This is a genomic window from Actinoplanes ianthinogenes (assembly GCF_018324205.1).
Classification (GTDB): domain Bacteria; phylum Actinomycetota; class Actinomycetes; order Mycobacteriales; family Micromonosporaceae; genus Actinoplanes; species Actinoplanes ianthinogenes.
This window is the reverse complement of the sequence record NZ_AP023356.1, coordinates 4,567,325-4,581,033: the sequence shown is the minus strand read 5'-3', so window position 1 is coordinate 4,581,033 and position 13,709 is coordinate 4,567,325. Positions and strand designations below refer to the sequence as shown.

16 protein-coding genes and 1 tRNA gene are annotated in these 13,709 nt (G+C 71.2%); 12 read left to right on the top strand and 5 right to left on the bottom strand.

Going from position 1 to position 13,709, the window contains the following annotated elements:
- Nucleotides 1–160: 160 nt before the first annotated feature.
- Both Aiant_RS20590 and eccB read left to right on the top strand, forming a co-directional pair.
- Complete coding sequence (locus tag Aiant_RS20590; protein ID WP_189332108.1) at nucleotides 161–1,288, top strand: magnesium and cobalt transport protein CorA; 1,128 nt, start codon at nucleotides 161–163, stop codon at nucleotides 1,286–1,288.
- 9 nt (nucleotides 1,289–1,297) lie between these two features.
- Complete coding sequence (gene eccB / locus Aiant_RS20585) at nucleotides 1,298–2,512, top strand: type VII secretion protein EccB (protein ID WP_189332109.1); 1,215 nt, start codon at nucleotides 1,298–1,300, stop codon at nucleotides 2,510–2,512.
- A gap of 4 nt (nucleotides 2,513–2,516) precedes the next feature.
- On the opposite strand, the gene Aiant_RS20580 is transcribed toward eccB, so the two are convergent.
- Nucleotides 2,517–3,113 carry a hypothetical protein gene (locus Aiant_RS20580; protein WP_229830371.1) on the bottom strand — a complete coding sequence of 199 codons (597 nt, stop codon included), beginning with the start codon at nucleotides 3,111–3,113 and terminating at the stop codon, nucleotides 2,517–2,519.
- A 131-nt stretch (nucleotides 3,114–3,244) separates the two neighbouring features.
- Here Aiant_RS20580 and Aiant_RS20575 point away from each other — a divergent pair, with 131 nt between their 5' ends.
- Nucleotides 3,245–3,769: a peptidylprolyl isomerase gene (locus tag Aiant_RS20575; RefSeq protein ID WP_189332110.1), complete on the top strand. Its 525-nt coding sequence runs from the start codon at nucleotides 3,245–3,247 to the stop codon at nucleotides 3,767–3,769.
- Between the two features lie 22 nt (nucleotides 3,770–3,791).
- The gene (locus Aiant_RS20570; RefSeq protein ID WP_189332111.1) at nucleotides 3,792–4,700 is read left to right on the top strand and encodes a rhomboid family intramembrane serine protease; all 909 of its coding nucleotides are present in this window, start codon (nucleotides 3,792–3,794) and stop codon (nucleotides 4,698–4,700) included.
- A 27-nt stretch (nucleotides 4,701–4,727) separates the two neighbouring features.
- Here Aiant_RS20570 and Aiant_RS20565 read toward each other — a convergent pair whose 3' ends face one another.
- Nucleotides 4,728–5,129, bottom strand: coding sequence for a PH domain-containing protein (locus tag Aiant_RS20565; RefSeq protein WP_189332112.1), 402 nt, complete (start codon nucleotides 5,127–5,129; stop codon nucleotides 4,728–4,730).
- 88 nt (nucleotides 5,130–5,217) lie between these two features.
- On the opposite strand from Aiant_RS20565, the gene Aiant_RS20560 reads away from it, so the two are divergent.
- A complete protein-coding gene (locus Aiant_RS20560; RefSeq protein ID WP_189332113.1) occupies nucleotides 5,218–5,631 on the top strand; it encodes a hypothetical protein in 414 nt (137 codons plus the stop codon).
- Here Aiant_RS20560 and Aiant_RS20555 read toward each other — a convergent pair.
- Both Aiant_RS20555 and Aiant_RS20550 read right to left on the bottom strand, forming a co-directional pair.
- Nucleotides 5,623–6,492 carry a transketolase family protein gene (locus Aiant_RS20555; RefSeq protein ID WP_189332114.1) on the bottom strand — a complete coding sequence of 290 codons (870 nt, stop codon included), beginning with the start codon at nucleotides 6,490–6,492 and terminating at the stop codon, nucleotides 5,623–5,625. The genes Aiant_RS20560 and Aiant_RS20555 overlap by 9 nt on opposite strands.
- Before the next feature lie 2 nt (nucleotides 6,493–6,494).
- Nucleotides 6,495–7,148, bottom strand: a complete 654-nt coding sequence (locus Aiant_RS20550) for a thiamine pyrophosphate-dependent enzyme (RefSeq protein WP_189332115.1) — start codon at nucleotides 7,146–7,148, stop codon at nucleotides 6,495–6,497.
- A gap of 47 nt (nucleotides 7,149–7,195) precedes the next feature.
- Between Aiant_RS20550 and soxR the strand changes: the two genes are divergently transcribed.
- The 3 genes from soxR to Aiant_RS20535 all read left to right on the top strand — a co-directional run bounded on the left by soxR (nucleotide 7,196) and on the right by Aiant_RS20535 (nucleotide 9,779).
- A complete protein-coding gene (gene soxR / locus Aiant_RS20545; protein ID WP_189332116.1) occupies nucleotides 7,196–7,639 on the top strand; it encodes a redox-sensitive transcriptional activator SoxR in 444 nt (147 codons plus the stop codon).
- Nucleotides 7,640–7,688: 49 nt separating this feature from the next.
- On the top strand, nucleotides 7,689–8,666 hold the full coding sequence (locus tag Aiant_RS20540; RefSeq protein ID WP_189332117.1) for a PKD domain-containing protein: 978 nt from the start codon (nucleotides 7,689–7,691) through the stop codon (nucleotides 8,664–8,666).
- A gap of 111 nt (nucleotides 8,667–8,777) precedes the next feature.
- Entirely contained in the window at nucleotides 8,778–9,779 is a 1,002-nt protein-coding gene (locus Aiant_RS20535) for a hypothetical protein (protein ID WP_189332118.1), read from the top strand.
- A 71-nt stretch (nucleotides 9,780–9,850) separates the two neighbouring features.
- Here Aiant_RS20535 and Aiant_RS20530 read toward each other — a convergent pair.
- A tRNA-Ser gene (locus tag Aiant_RS20530) sits at nucleotides 9,851–9,935 on the bottom strand.
- A 77-nt stretch (nucleotides 9,936–10,012) separates the two neighbouring features.
- On the opposite strand from Aiant_RS20530, the gene Aiant_RS20525 reads away from it, so the two are divergent.
- The 4 genes from Aiant_RS20525 (at nucleotide 10,013) to Aiant_RS20510 (ending at nucleotide 13,665) form a co-directional block, all read left to right on the top strand.
- Complete coding sequence (locus Aiant_RS20525; protein WP_189332119.1) at nucleotides 10,013–10,975, top strand: NAD(P)H-quinone oxidoreductase; 963 nt, start codon at nucleotides 10,013–10,015, stop codon at nucleotides 10,973–10,975.
- Nucleotides 10,976–11,157: 182 nt separating this feature from the next.
- Nucleotides 11,158–11,733 carry a DUF4352 domain-containing protein gene (locus Aiant_RS20520; RefSeq protein ID WP_229830373.1) on the top strand — a complete coding sequence of 192 codons (576 nt, stop codon included), beginning with the start codon at nucleotides 11,158–11,160 and terminating at the stop codon, nucleotides 11,731–11,733.
- 237 nt (nucleotides 11,734–11,970) lie between these two features.
- Nucleotides 11,971–12,825: a C40 family peptidase gene (locus Aiant_RS45835; RefSeq protein WP_229830376.1), complete on the top strand. Its 855-nt coding sequence runs from the start codon at nucleotides 11,971–11,973 to the stop codon at nucleotides 12,823–12,825.
- A 309-nt stretch (nucleotides 12,826–13,134) separates the two neighbouring features.
- Nucleotides 13,135–13,665 (top strand): YbhB/YbcL family Raf kinase inhibitor-like protein, encoded by a 531-nt coding sequence (locus Aiant_RS20510; RefSeq protein WP_189332121.1) that lies wholly within the window; start codon nucleotides 13,135–13,137, stop codon nucleotides 13,663–13,665.
- Nucleotides 13,666–13,709 lie beyond the last annotated feature (44 nt).

The window sequence follows — 13,709 nt, the reverse complement described above, 5'->3', positions numbered from 1 at the left end:
ACGCGTTTCCGCCCGGGCGGATGTGGGCATCATCAGTCCGTCCGGGTGGGCCGCTCAGGTCTGACCCCCGCCGACGTCTGGCGGTCCGCCCGGCCGTACTCCCCGCGGCCCCGACGAAGTAGCCTCGATTGGTTTGTCGGAGCACCCGGGGGAGGTTGGCATGAGCGACCGCGAGAGCAACACGTGGGGCCGTGGCCGGCCGTTGTCCAAGGCCTGGGCGGCCCGCGCGATGAACCGTTTCCTCGGGTCCGCGGACGCCGGCCAGCAGTCCGGCGAGAACGGCCCGGACGGCTCCGCGGTGGTCGACTGCGGGGTCTACGTGGCCGGCGAGCGGATCCCCGGCGCGTTCACCCCGGACCAGGCGTTCGCCGAGGCCCGCAAGCGTGCCGATGCCTTCGTCTGGCTCGGCCTGCACCAGCCGTCCGAGCACGAGATGACCGGGATCGCCCAGACCTACGGCCTGCACGAGCTGTCCGTGGAGGACGCGGTCAAGGCCGAGCAGCGGCCCAAGCTGGAGCAGTTCGGCGACGTGCACTTCCTGGTGCTGCGGACCGCGCGGTACGTGCCGCACCAGGAGCTGACCGAGAGCTCCCAGGTGGTGGAGACCGGCCAGATGATGATCTTCATCGGTGACCGGTTCGTCATCACCGTCCGGCACGGTGACGCGTCCGAGATGTCGCCGGTCCGCGCCGACCTGGAGAAACAGCGCGCGCAGCTGCTCCAGCAGGGCCCGTGGGCGGTCGCGTACGCGGTGACCGACCGGGTCGTCGACCACTACCTCGAGGTGGCCGAGCAGGTCGAGGCGGACCTGGACCTGATCGAGGAGGGTGTCTTCTCCCGCGACAAGAGCGCCCCGATCCAGCAGGTCTACCAGCTCAAGCGGGAGCTGGTGGAGTTCCGCCGGGCGGTGGTGCCGTTGCAGCGGCCGCTGGCCGGGATCATCGCCAGCCAGGGCGTGGTGCCCAAGGAGATCCGGCGGTACTTCCGGGACGTGCAGGACCACCTGACGCGTACCGTCGAGCAGGTCTCCTCCTACGACGACCTGCTCAACTCGATCCTCCAGGCCCGGCTGGCCCAGGTGACGGTCGATCAGAACAACGACATGCGCAAGATCGCGGCCTGGGCCGGTATCGCGACGGTGTGGACCGCCGCGGCCGGCGTCTACGGGATGAACTTCGACTACATGCCGGAGACCAAGTGGCAGTACGGCTATCCCGGCCTGGTCGCCCTGCTCTCGGTGATCACCGTGGTGCTCTATCGGGCGTTCCGGCGCAACGGCTGGCTATAAAGTGACCGGGTGTCCGATCTGGAACGGTTCACCGGCGCCCTGATCGTCCACGACGCGGATCCGCCCCGGCCACCACTGCGCCGCACCGTGCCCGTGCTGCTGACCGGTCTGCTGATCGCCGCGCTCGTGGCGGGCGGCCTGGCGGCCTACGGCATGGTCACCGGGGCGGGGCTGACCGAGCCGACCGACCCGGCGGCGATCCTGCTCGACCGGCACTCCGGCGCCCGCTACGTCTACCTGGAGTCCGACCGCCGCCTGCACCCGGTCCTCAACTACACCTCCGGCCTGCTGCTCGCGGCGTCGGAGAGTCCGCGGGTCAAGGCGGTGTCGACGAAGAGGCTGGCCGGGGTGCCGCTCGGCGAGACGCTCGGCATCCCGGACGCCCCGGATGAGCTGCCGCTCGCGGACCGGCTGCTGGAGGGCGCCTGGACGGCCTGTACCGAGGGAGGCGCCGGCACCCTGCTGGTCGGGACGACCCCGAGCGGCGGGACCGTTGCGGATCAGGCGCTGCTGGTCCGGGATCCGACCGGTCGCACGTTCCTGGTGCACGCCGGCCAGCGCTTCCAGCTGCCCGCGGACCGGACGGACGCGACGCTGCGCGCGCTCGGCTGGTATGGCCGGGCCCCCGGCCTGGTCGCCACGAGCTGGATCGACGCGGTGCCCGCCGGTCCGGATCTGATCGCCCCCGAGGTGCCCGCCGCGGGTGCCGCGTCGGTGCTGCCCGGCCACCGGGTGGGTGAGGTGCTGACCGACTCCGGCGGGCAGTTCGCGGTGGTGCTGGCCGACGGCATCGCGGCGATCACCGAGCTGGAGGCCCGGCTGCTCGCACCGCCGACCGCTGTGGGCGCGGAATTCCTCCGGCTGCCGCCGTCGGGTCAGCGGGTGCGGTCCGGCCTGCCGCCCACGGTTCCCCGGATCACCGATCTTCCGGTACGGGTGTGTGTCACTCGCCCGGCGGACGGGCCGGCCACCTTACGGTTCGACCCGGCCGTCCCGGGGCCGGGCCCGGTACACGTGCCGCGGGGCCACGGCGCAGTGGTCACCTCGACGGCCGGTCCGATCCAGCTGGTCACCGACGCCGGGCGGGCCTACCCGCTGGCGAGCGCGGACCTGCTGGCACGGCTCGGCTATGCCGGGGTGCGTCCGGTCGCGGTGCCGGCCGAGCTGATCGCACAGCTGCCGGCCGGCCCGCTCCTGGATCCGGAGCGGGCCGGCCGGCACTGAGTTCCTACTTAGCCGGGTTCGGCTTGCCGGCCTGCTCGGTCGACGTGCCGTTGGCCGTGGTGTAAACCGTCGGCTCCAGCGGCTCGAAGGCCGCGTCGTCCGCACCGGCCGGCGACGGGTTGGGCGCCGCGTCGTACTCCTCCCACTGCGCCTCGCTGCGCCGCTTGGCGTACCACGCGGCGCCGATGCCGACAGCGGTGCCGAGCAGCGCATACCCGGCCAGCTTGCTGCCCCGGCCGCGCTTCTTGCCCACCGCCTTGTCGGCCTTGCGCTGGAGCTTCTCGGCACGCTTGCGCTGCGCCTTGAGCTCCCGCTTGCTGACCTTCTTGCTCGTCTTCCCGGCCTGCCGCACGTTGTCGGTGGCCGCGGTGACCAGCGGGGTCAGCGCCGCGAGAGCGCTGTCCCAGCTCTGCGACGCGGCGTCCTTCGCCTTCCCGGCGGCCGGCTGCACACGCTCGACCGCGGCGTTGAGCCGAGGCCCGACAGTCGCGCTGGTCTCCTGCGCGGCGAGCGACGCTGCGCGCTTGAAGTGATCCACGCCCTGTCCGAGCTCGTTGCGCATCCGCGCGCTCCGGCGCTTACGGCGCATCGTTGCGAACACCAGTGCCACCTCCTGTGGTCGTCTCCCAGCTCATGGTGCCTTCTCGGGTACCCCCGCGCGGCCGGATCAGACACATGGGGGAGGATCCGACTTGACGAGACAGTTCCCATTCAACGCAGTTGGGAGTACCCGTGGCCGAGACGATTTACGCCACCCTGCACACCAACCACGGTCCGATCCGGCTTCAGCTGTTCCCGGACCACGCCCCGGCGACCGTCCGGAACTTCGTGGAGCTGGCCGAGGGCACCAAGGCGTACACCGACCCGCGCACCGGTCAGCCGGGCAAGGGTCCGTACTACGACGGCACCATCTCGCACCGGGTGATCGCCGGCTTCATGGTTCAGATGGGCGACCCGACCGGCACCGGCCGGGGCGGGCCGGGCTTCCAGTTCGCCGACGAGTTCCACCCGGAGCTCTCCTTCGACCGGCCGTACCTGCTGGCCATGGCGAACGCGGGGCCGGGCACCAACGGCTCGCAGTTCTTCATCACGGTCGGCCCGACCCCGCACCTGAACCGCCGGCACACCATCTTCGGCCAGGTCGCGGACGAGCAGTCGGCCAAGGTCGTGGACTCGATCGCGAACACCCCCACCGGCCCGGGCGACCGGCCGCGTGAGGACGTCGTGATCGAGCGGGTGGAGATCGAGCGGGCCTGACCCGCACGGTACCTTTGGTGACATGAGTGAGGCTCCGTCCACGTCCTCGGTGTGCTATCGACACCCGGGCACGGAGACCATGCTCCGATGCAGCCGGTGCGAGAAACCGATCTGTCCGAAATGCATGAATGACGCGGCGGTCGGTTTCCAGTGCCCGGACTGTGTCAAGGATGGACGGCGTAGCCAGCGGCAGGCGCGAAACGCCTTCGGCGGGAGCCTTGTCGCTGGCCGTGCCGGTTACGCGGTGCGCACCATCATCGGGCTCAACTTCCTGGTGATGGCCGTCTCGGTGGCCTTCGGCGGCCTCCGCGCGATCGCCGGCGCGGGCGGCTTCTTCAACACCGGTGGCGCGCAGACCAGGGTCACCAAGGCGTTCGAGGTGCTCGGCTACGCGCGCTACGGCGGCGACTGGCACGGCATCGCGGCCGGCGAGTGGTATCGGCTGGTCACCGCCATGTTCGTGCACTACGGCGCGGTCCACCTGCTGCTCAACATGATGCTGCTGTGGCAGATCGGCAGCTACCTGGAGGGCAAGTTCGGCCCGGCCCGGTTCGTGGCCCTCTACTTCCTGGCCGGCTTCGGCGGCAACGTCGCGGTCTACGCGCTCCAGGAGCCCTACATCCCCGCGGCCGGTGCCTCCACCGCGACGTTCGGCCTGGTCATCGGCATCATCATCGTCAACCGGCGGCTGGCACTGGACATCAGCTCGCTGGTCCCGCTGCTGGTGATGAACCTGGTCTACACCTTCGCCCTGCCCGGCATCTCGGTCGAGGGCCACCTCGGCGGCCTGGCCGCGGGCGCCGCCGCCACCGTCGTGCTGGCCTATGCCAAGCTGCCGCACCGCACCGCGAAACAGGTGATCGGCTGCTCGATCCTGTTCGTGATCCTGGTCGGCATCGCGATCGCCCGCACCATCCAGATCCTCAATTAGGATCAAAACCGCCTTTTTGCGTACGCATTAAGCGCGCAGCCCCGCCAGCTCGGTCACCACGTCCTCGGGCATCGCGCCCAGCTCGTGCGCCCCGAAGAGGTAGACCGCGTCACCGGCGTCGATCTCCAGCAGCTCGCTGCGCAGGCCCCGCCGGGTGGTCCGGTCCACCCGCACCCGTTCGACGTCGGACCAGGCCAGCCGTCGCCGGCGGGCGAACCCGGTGACCACCGTGACGCCGCCCGCGTCGGCCGCCAGCCGGACCGGGACGAGCAGGTCGCGCAGCGCCCAGACGAGCAGGGCCAGGGCGACCACCGCGGCCACCGCCCAGCGCACTCGATCCCCGCCCCCGAACGCGAGGGCCATCACCACCACGGCGACCGCACCTATCAGCTTGGTGACCGGCAGCACCGGTCGTACGCGCCACTGCATGGGGACACTATGGCAGCACGACCGCTGTAATTCCTTATTCAGCAGCTCAGGCCGCTGCCTGTCCCGTTCACACGCCGTTAACCATGTCATGGACGTGATCTCGCGTACGTTCTTCCCCGCCACCACCGAAGCTGGCGTGGTCATCCCCAGCCGGCACCTCCCGATCGTGGAACGGTGCGTCGATGCCGACGACACCGCGGTCCTGGTGGCCCGGTGCACGCGGCCGGAGGCCCCGCTCGCCGGCGACCATCTGCTGCTGCTCACCCGGCGGCGGCTCGTGGTCATCCAGAAGACGCCGGTGCTGCACCGGTTGCGTCTGCACCTGAACGCGAACCTGCGGCATCTGAGCAACGTCACCTGGCGTCCCGACCTGACCCGGCCGGCGCTGGAGATGGCCGCCACCGCGGTGGACGGGGTGCGCGAGCGCTTCCGGATGAGGTTCGCGAACACCGAGGCGGTGTGGCGCTTCGAGGGCGTGCTGCGCGAGACCTTCCTAGCCTAGGAAGTCGGTGATCGACTTCCGCAGGCCCGCGGCGTCGAGGCCGTGTGCCCGGGCGTGGTCCTCCCAGGTCCCGTAATCGCGGATCTCGGCCCGGCCCACGCCCAGGTGCAACGCCCGGTGCGGGAGGCCGTTCAGCGCCTCGCCGACCAGGCGGGCCGACGTCCCGGCCAGGTACGGCTCGACCACGACCACCTCGCCCCCGGCGATCAGCCGCAGCCCCTCGACGTCCAGTGGCCGCGGGGTGTTGGTGTAGGCGACCGTGACGTCCAGGTCCCGGGTGGCGGCCAGCACCGGGTCGAGCATCGGCCCGACCGCCAGGACCAGCGGACCGCCGCGCCTGAGCACCCGCAGCTTCCCGCCGTCGGGATGGGCCCGGGCGTTCTCCTGCAGGCCGAGCCGGATGTAGACCCGGTCGTCGTGCCGGGCCGCCTCGCGCAGCATCGCCGGGACCTCGTCGCGGTGCCCGGGCACCTGCACGGTCCAGCCGTCCAGGGTGTCGAGCAGGGCGACGTCGCCGGGGGACTGGTGCGTGTACCCGGCCGCGGCCGCGTCGTACGACCCGCCGATGCTGACCAGCACCGCGCCGGCGTCCTGGTGCCCGAGGTCGAGCTTGATCTGCTCGTATGCCCGGTCGATCAGGAACGGGGCGTACGAGTGCAGGTAGGGCCGCATGCCGGTGAGTGCCAGCCCGCCGCCGACCCCGACCATCAGCTGCTCCCGGATGCCCACGTTCAGGGCTCGGTCGGGGTGCCGGCGCAGCGCGGGCGCGAACACGTCGGCGGAGATGTCGGCGAGCACCAGTGCGGTGCGCGGGTCCTCGTCGAGCAGGGCGGTGGTGGTGGCCACGAAGGTTTCGCGCATGATCAGCTCCACTTGGGTTCGACGGTGGCGACGACGAGGTGCGGACGCTCATGGCGTACCGAAAGGGCTCTGTCGATCTCGTCGTGGTCGTGCCCGTCGACCTGTGACACCGACCACCCGGGGAAACGCGCCGGGATCCCGCCGGGCCAGCCGTGCGTGGCCGACTGGTTGTCGATCACGATCGCGGTCAGCGGCAACCGGATCGCGGCCGCGTACGCGATCGCCTCGAAATTCGACCCCTCGTCCAGTTCCGCGTCGCCGAGCAGCACGAACGTCCGCGCCTCGGTGAATCCCTGCGCGCGCAGCCCGAGCGCGGTGCCGACCGCGAGCCCCAGCCCGTGCCCGAGCGACCCGGTGCCCACCTCGACACCGGGGATCAGCACCCGGTCCGGGTGGGTGCCGAGGCGGCTGTGCCAGCGGCCCATCCGGTCCAGCCAGTGTTCGGGGATGAAGCCCCGGTCGGCCAGCACCGCGTAGTACGCGGCCGGCCCGTGGCCCTTGGAGAGCAGGAACCGGTCCCGGTCCGGCTCGTCGGCGGTCTCCGGGCTGATCCGGAGCACCCGCTCGTAGAGGACGCGGAGCACGTCCAGTGTGGAGTGCGCGCTGGGCGCGTGTTTCTCGTCGCCGGTGAGTCGGCGCAGCGTGGTCGCGGTCATGTCGGATAGGCTGCAACTTGAAGTTCACTTCAACTCAAGGGGATCGGATGGAGACCCTCGCCATCGGGGAGATGGCCGCCCGCAGCGGCGTGGCGCCATCGGCGTTGCGTTACTACGAGCGGGAGGGCCTGCTGCACGCCGCCCGCACCGGCGGCAACCAGCGGCGTTACGAACGGGCCGACCTGCGCCGGATCGCGTTCATCAAGATCGCGCAGCAGGTCGGGGTGTCGCTCGACGAGATCCGCGAGGCGCTCGCCGAGCTGCCGGAGAACCGGACGCCCACCAAGGCCGACTGGTCCCGGCTGTCCAGCCACTGGCGGCACCGGCTGGACGAGCGGATCGCCATGATGGAACGGCTGCGTGACCAGCTGACCGGCTGCATCGGGTGCGGGTGCCTGTCGCTGCAGCGGTGCAACCTGATCAACCCGCGGGACCGGCTGGCGACCCGCGGGACCGGTCCGCAGATGATCCTCAACCCGCCGGGGGACTGACCGATCTTCCGGGGTGGCCCCCCGTTCGTCGTACCCGTCAGGGAGATCCATGCGCACCACTCTGCTCGCCGCCGGTCTCGGCACCCTGCTCTCGGCCGGCCTGGCGGTGCCGGCACACGCCGCCGGCGCCCCGGCCGAGGGCGTCTACCGGCTCGGCGCGACCAGCCTGTTCGCCGGCCAGTCGGTCACCCTCGACCAGGTGTCGCTGACCGGGAACGAGGACGGCTCGGTGCAGGACCGGCAGGTCGACTGGGGCGACGGCACCCAGGGCTCGCTGACCGACGGGAGCCTGGCGCATCGATATGCGACGCCGGGGACGTACCGGGTGCAGGTGGCGATCACCGACCTGGACGGGGACAGCGCCGGCACCCTCACCGGCGGTGACACGGTCACCGTGGCGGCGGTGGGTGGGACGTACAAACTGCTGGCCGGCGCGGTGTGGACCGGGCCGGACGGCACCCAGCGGACGGCGCTGTCGCTCAGCGGCGTCCCGGCGGCCGCCGACACCGTGAAGATCGGCTGGGGCGACGGCTCGGTCAGCGAGGTCGCCCCGAGCACGACCCGGGTGGAGCACACGTACCCGAAGGCCGGCACGCGGACGGTGACGGTGACCCTGGCCGATGAGAACGGCGACTCGTCCGCCCGGACGGTCGGCACCGTCGCGGTGAAGTCGGATCTGGTCCGGCCGTACATGACGGTCACCACGCCGTCGAAGAAGTCCCGGGCGTCGTCGTGGCGTACCGTCCGCGGCACGGTCGGTGACAAGGCCTCCGGCCTGCACCTGGCGGCGGTCGGGCTGGCCCAGGTGCGCGGCGGGACCGAGTACTACTACAACGGCAAGAAGTGGGTGAAGGGCCCGGCCGAGAACGCCGAGGGCTTCATCGTCCGCGCCGGCTCGAACGGCACGTGGTCGTTCAAGCCGGTGGTCGCGCCGACGAAGGGCTACCTGATCGTCTGGTACGCCGCGGTCGACAACGTCGGCAACGCCTACGCCCCGAAGGGCAAGTTGGTGAAGCTCACAAGCTGACCATGGTTCACCCGGATGGCGGGCTTGCGCGCGGCAGTTATGGTGATCAGCAGTCTTGATCGACTTCCGCGCCGGGCTGACCAGCCGCCCGGCTCGCCTTCCGGGGGAACAATGCCTCTCACCCAGCCTCGACGGCTGTCCACTGTCCTCGCCGCCGGCCTCGGCGCCGTGCTCTCCGCGGGTCTGCTCGCGCAGCCCGCGCAGGCCGCCGGCACGCCGGCGCAGGGCACCTACCAGCTCAACTACAGCAGTGTCTACGCCGGACAGACGGTGACGCTGCGCCAGCTGTCGCTCACCGACAACGAGGACGACCGCCTGCTGCTCCGCAAGGTCACGTGGGGCGACGGCAGCACCGGCCTGATCTACGACGGCGAGGTGACGGCCCAGCACGAGTACGCGGACGCGGGAAGTTACCCGGTCTCGGTCGAGCTGATGGACCTCGACGGCACCACGGCCGGCACCATCACCGGGACCAGCACGGTCACCGTGGCGAAGGTCACCGGCAGCTACCGGCTCAGCGCCGGCACCACCTGGCGGGGCCCGTCGGCCACGCTGCCGGTCAGCCTCTCGCTCGCCGGCGTCCCGGCGGATGCCACCCAGGTCCGGATCGGCTGGGACGACGGCCAGGAGAGCACGGTCGCTCGCACCACCCGGAGCGTGTCGCACCGGTTCGCCTACAGCGGCGCGCACCGGGTGACGGTCTCGCTGGTCAACGGCGCGGGCGTGTCCGCCCCGCTGAGCGTCGGCACGGTGAACGTCAAGCTCGACTACACCAGCCCGACCGTCAAGATCACGACGCCGGCGAAGAGCAACCGGGCGGCCTCGTGGAAGACCATCCGGGGCACCGCGGCCGACAAGGGCGCCGGGGCGTCCCAGGTGGCGATCGTGGTCGGCCAGGTCCGCGGCGGCAAGACCTACTACTTCAACGGCAAGAAGTGGGTCCGGGGCAGCATCAACAAGTCCAAGGTCCGATACGCCACGGTCAAGAACGGCAAGTGGTCGGTGAAGATCGCGACGCCGAAGAAGGGATACCTGATCATCGGGTACGCCGCCGTCGACAAGGTCGGCAACTCGTCCGTCGGCAAGAGCAAGCAGGTCAAGCTCACTCGCTGAGCACGCACCGAGCGCGACGCCCGGCTCCCGGACTTACCGGGGCCGGGCGTTTTCGCTGCTCGGAGCGTCTGCGGAGGACGTGGGATTCGAACCCACGATGGGTTGCCCCATACCGGTTTTCAAGACCGGCGCCATCGGCCACTAGGCGAGTCCTCCCGTGGTGCCGCTCTAGTCTGCCAGACGTTCCCGGCGTGCCGTCGTTTGTGTCGTACCCGTGGGGCAAAGTCGATCCCATGCACGCCATCGTGATCGAGGACAAGCAGCTGCGCTGGGCCGAGGTGCCGGACCCGGAGCCGGGCCCCGGCGAGGTCGTCATCGACGTCACCGCCGCCGGGGTCAACCGAGCTGACCTGCTGCAACGGCAGGGTCACTACCCACCTCCACCGGGCGCCCCGGTCTATCCGGGGCTGGAGTGCTCCGGCGTGATCAGTGCGGTCGGGCCGGGTGTCGACGATCACCACGTGGGCGAGCGGGTCTGCGCCCTGCTGGCCGGCGGGGGTTATGCGGAGCGCGTCGCGGTGCCCGCCGGCCAGCTGCTGCCGGTCCCGGCCGGGCTCTCCCTGGTCGAGGCGGCGGCGCTGCCCGAGGTGGCCTGCACCGTCTGGTCCAACACGGTCGCGCACGACCGGTTGCGCGCCGGTCAGACGTTCCTGGTGCACGGTGGCGGCAGCGGGATCGGCACGTTCGCCGTCCAGTTGGGCAAAGCGCTGGGCGCCACGGTGCTGGTCACCGCCCGCGCGGCGAAACACGAGCGGCTGCGCGCGCTCGGCGCCGATCTGACGATCGACTATCAGGAGCAGGATTTCGTACGCGTGGTGCACGAGGCCACCGACGGCCGGGGCGCCGACGTGGTGCTCGACATCATCGGCGCGAAATACCTGGGTCGCAACATCGAGGCGCTCGCCCCGGACGGCCGGATCTCGGTGATCGGCTTCCAGGGCGGCACCCGCGCCGAGCTGGACCTGGGGGCGCTGATGGCCAAGCGCGGCACCGTCTCGTCCACCTCGCTACGCGCCCGCCCGATCGCCGACAAGGCCCGGATCGTCGCCGGCGTCCGCGACCAGGTCTGGCCCCTGGTCGCCGCCGGCCTGGTGAAACCGATCATCCACGGGACCTTCCCGCTCGCCGAGGCGGCGCGGGCGCAGCGCGTGCTGGAGTCCAGCGACCACCTCGGCAAGCTCATCCTGCTCCGCTGATCACCCGATCGAGGGAATATCCCCGTGGCGATATAGCCGATAAAGTCGGTTTTGCGGCGAGTCGCGGTGATGTGCGGCCGCACCGAACCCAGCATGGACGGACAGCGCGTCCGGCCCTCGGTCGCGCCTCGGAGCTGGGGGACGCCGTGACCTACACACCGCACCGTGCCACGACCATTCGGGTGATCCATCCGGATGACGACGGCGCGGACGAGTGGGCGCTGCGCTGGCGGGCGCGCATCTGGGTGGGCGGCGGCGTGTTCATCGCCTTGGCGCTGATCACGTTCGGGATCTGGGCGGTGGCGACCGCCGACCGGCCGGACGGCGGCCCCGCGGTGATCCGGGGGCTGCCCGCGGCCGGGCCGGCCGACGCCGCGCCCGGCGGTTTCGGGATGCGGGTGAAAAGCGTGCGCTGCGGCGTCTCGGCGGTCGGCCCGGACGGGCTGGAACAGCGTGCGCAGGGGCAGTTCTGTCTGCTCGACGTGCGAGTCACCAACAACGGCCTGGAGCCGGAACTGTTCGACAGCTCCGCCCAGCGCGTCTACGACACCAACGGTGCAGCGTACGCCGTCGCCGACGAGGCCGCGGTTTTTCTCAACGATGACAGTCCGACACTGCTCGACGAGATCGAGCCGGGCTCCTCGGTGAACGGCGTGCTGCCGTTCGACGTTCCCAAGGATGCCCAGCTCAGCGAGGTTTCGCTGAACGGCTCGACGGCCACGCCGGGGATCCGGATGTCGCTGCCCACCGCCGAGTAGCAGCATGCCTTTATCTTTTCGAGATCGGGGGATTAATTATCTGAATCCAGCCACGCCGTAATTCAAGGTGTGTTGGCATGGTCCACGGAATGCACAAAGTTGTCCGGGTTCCCATTGCCTTCCTTCGACGGCGGCAATAGCGCGGCGACGCACCTGCCGTCGCGCTGAAGATGGGATTCGCGTGAGTGCCCCGGGCCTATTTCGGAGGCAACACTGCACGGTACGTCCACCCGCCGCGTGCTGACCGCCGGCGCTCTCGCGCTGGCCGTCATCGCACCGGCCGTAGACCCCGCCGAGCACGGCGCGGAAGCGGTCCAAGCGCCGCCCGCTCGGCCGGCCGACCTCCCGGTGGCTCCGCTCTCCGGGCAACTCTCCGGCGGCGGCCAGGCCGGCCTCGGCGGCGTCGACGAGAGCCTCTACCAGCAGCGCCAGTCGGCTGCCGCACGCGCCAACCGGGCGATGCGCCGGCCAGCCGCGGTGCGGCCCGCCCCGCTGGCCCCGATCCGATTGCGTCCAACTGCCCAGCGGCCGGCCCCGCTGGCCCCGATCCGGCTGCGCCCGGGCGCCCAGCAGCCGGTCACCCGGGTGGCCACCCGGGAGGCGCAGCCACGACAGGTTCGCCAGGCCCGGCCGTACCGCGCGTCGCAGCGGCGGATCGTGGTCGCCCAGCGGCGGACCACGGTGTCGCACCGCGGCATGGTGCGCACCACGGTGCGGCGGACCGCGGAACGCCCGATCCGGATGTCGGCCCGCGGCGGGATGAACGCGGTCATCGCGTACGCCCGCTCGCAGCTCGGCCGGCGGTACGTCACCGGCGGCGAGGGCCGGGGCGGGTTCGACTGCTCCGGGCTGACCCGGCAGGCGTACGCCCGGGCCGGGATGCGGCTGCCGCACTCGTCCCGCGCCCAGGCCGCCCGGGCCCGCAGCATCTCCCGCCGGCTCGCCCGCCCGGGCGACCTGGTGGTCGGCAGCGGGCACGTGGGCATCTACATGGGCCGCGGCATGATGATCGACGCCGGCAACCACCGGACCGGGGTGGTCTATCGCAAGATGTACCGCGGACTGCGGGTGGAGCGGATCCCCGGCTCCTGACGTGCTGTCCGGGTCCTCGGGGACCGGACAGCAGCCGGCACCCGCCATGGTGACGGGTGCCGGCTCGCATGGTCGCTGTTCGCGTACCTATCGCAACTGAGCACGGGGATCTCTGCCGCACGCACCCGGTCGGATGTCTGACAGAAGCATCGCCGACCGCCGGTGTGCCGGTGCGCACCACCTGTGCGTTTACCCGTACGAGTGACCGGCTCTCGCAACACGGGGGAAAGGCGGCCGACACGTCCGGCGGTTACTCTCGGCTCATCGAGGGAAAGCCAGATCAGTTAAGCCACTTCGCCGGAGGACCCCATGAGTCTTGACCGAGCTCTGGCCCCCGATCCGTACGACCTCCTGCCGAGCGTCCCGTCCTTCACGGTGACCAGCGCGGACGTGACGGACGGGCAGCCGCTCGACGAGCTGTACGCGCACACCAGCGTGGGCGGCAAGAATCTGTCGCCCCAGTTGTCCTGGTCGGGCTTCCCCGACGAGACCCGTGGTTTCGTGGTCACCTGCTTCGACCCGGACGCACCCACCGGCAGCGGTTTCTGGCATTGGGTGCTGGTCAACCTGCCGGTCACGGTGACCTCCCTCGACCGCGGCGTCGACCCACTGCCGGACGGCGCGTTCTGCGTCCGCAACGACTACGGCGAGCGGGCCTTCGGCGGTTCCGCGCCGCCGCCCGGCGACCGCCCGCATCGGTACGTGTTCGCGGTGCACGCGATCGACGTGGACCGCCTCGAGGTGACCCCGGACGCGACCCCCGCGTACGTCGGGTTCAACCTGGCCTTCCACACCCTGGCCCGGGCCACCCTCCGCCCGACGTTCCAGGTCCGCGGCTGACCGAGGCACCAACAGCGAGGCGACGGCCGGATGGCCGTCGCCTC